Raw genomic sequence first — 1,815 nt, 5'->3', positions numbered from 1 at the left:
CCCGCTTCACCCACTACCCCGGCACCTACATGCTCCACTGCCACAACCTCGAACACGAAGACATGGCCATGATGGCCGACTTCACCACCGAATAACCGACCGCGGACCCCGGCCAGACCAAAACCCGGAAACACCGGCCACCACAGGAAGCCGAGCCCCCCTCCACAACCGAGCCCCCCTTCAGCACCCGGCCGCCACGGACACCGACCGCCACGACACCGACGGGCAGGAACAAGCCCACCCACGACCCACCGGACACCCACCCCGAAACCCGCCCCGCCCCACCCCACCCCCCGCTCCCACCCCGGGCACAGCCGAGAACCGCACGGAACAGGCCGAACAGACCGGCATTCACCCAACCGGTAGAGGACCTCCCCACCCAACCACCCCCCACCCCCGCACCCGACCAGACTCAAAACCGGCGGTACGCGGCCGACTCCGGAATCCCGGAGCAAGACCGAAGAGCCCGCCAGACACACCCCCTGACCAGCACATAGACGATCGAAACGTCACAGCAGACGTGTCCGGCACCCCGCCGCTCTGCGGAACACGATCCGCCCACCGGACCGGCGGTCGACAACAGTCACCCCCAGCCCTGGCAGCCAGCCGACCCTGTTTATGCTCACGCCCATGGCACTCGAATGGGAACAGATCATCGTCGACTCCTCCGACCCCATCGCCCTCGGGCGCTGGTGGGCCGAGGCTCTCGGCTGGGTAGTGGTCGACGAATCCGAGGAGATCATCGAGATCCGGCCTGAGCCGGACCAGATGCCGGGCCTGCTCTTCGTGCCTGTCCCCGAGGGCAAGACGTCGAAGAACCGGCTCCACCCCGACTTCCGCCCCGACGACCAGGAGGCCGAAGTCGCCCGGCTGCTCTCCCTCGGTGCCCGGCGCGCCGACACCGTGCAGGACGAGCAGCACTGGGTGACCCTCCTCGACCCGGAGGGCAACGAATTCTGTGTCCTGGGTGAGCGGAAGAACTGAGCGGGCCGGGCAGCCGTTCGGGCGGAGGTGCCGGACAGGTTTCGCCCACCCGCAACTGTCCCAGCCGCCGGTCGCCCACCCGGCCACACCACTACAAGCGAATTCGTCCTAAAAGCCTGGTCAGTCTCATGGCGATGTCGTATCCGACATCGACCGTGAGATTCCGACACGGAACATGAGGCCCTACAGCTTGGTGGTAGGGCCTCAACGTCGGCGTCAGGCGCCAAAGCTCGACCTGCACGTTTCCCCTCAGCCTCATAACGTGTCGGCAGGCAGTGGCCTCAGATCGGTGTCCTTTCCTCAAGCTGCCCAGCACGCTGCAACGCTGCCCGAGACTTCACGAACCTGCATCGGCAGCCACCGAAGCCCGTGACGCACTCCTGCGGGCCATCGCCCAGGAAGCACAGCACGTCACGGACAAATCCGCCGGACAGGCGTCCTCGGCGCTGGGGAACTGGCCCGCGCCTACGCCCTGGTGACCGGTGGCGTTGCCCGGGAGCTGCCGAGCGGCGCCGTCAGCAATACGGGATTCCGTACCGCGGGACGCCTGCTTCCCATTGACCAGGAAGACGTCGAGGAGAAGCCGCCCGTCCCCATCAACAAGTTCTGACCCCAAGTCGTATCGGGCGCGTAGGCCAGGCGCCTCGACCAGGCTTCCCGCCCCATCCGGCATGAGCCGTCCGACGCCCGTTCCCGGGCAACGCTACGGCCACGTCGTCGGCCATGGCCAGGCACCTGAGGTGGCCCCTGCGGTGTGGACACACCTGACAATGGACGTTGGTCCAGGAAGGTGAAGATCTACGTGGCACGGCCCTCGAAGTACAGTGCGGA

2 protein-coding genes are annotated in these 1,815 nt (G+C 66.9%); both read left to right on the top strand.

The features are described 5' to 3' along the window. On the top strand, positions 1-95 hold a 95-nt coding region (locus tag ACFWUY_RS41470; protein ID WP_384122176.1), incomplete at its 5' end, for a multicopper oxidase domain-containing protein. Between the two features lie 535 nt (positions 96-630). Beyond that, complete coding sequence (locus ACFWUY_RS41465) at positions 631-984, top strand: VOC family protein (RefSeq protein WP_384122173.1); 354 nt, start codon at positions 631-633, stop codon at positions 982-984. The last annotated feature ends 831 nt before the right edge of the window (positions 985-1,815 follow it).

This window comes from Streptomyces sp. NPDC058664 (assembly GCF_042716635.1).
Lineage (GTDB): Bacteria > Actinomycetota > Actinomycetes > Streptomycetales > Streptomycetaceae > Streptomyces.
This window is presented reverse-complemented; position numbering and strand designations above follow the sequence as displayed.

What these genes read in the sequence shown, in the direction of transcription:
- ACFWUY_RS41465 (WP_384122173.1), top strand. Translation starts at nt 631, where the DNA reads ATGGCACTCGAATGGGAACAGATCATCGTCGACTCCTCCGACCCCATC.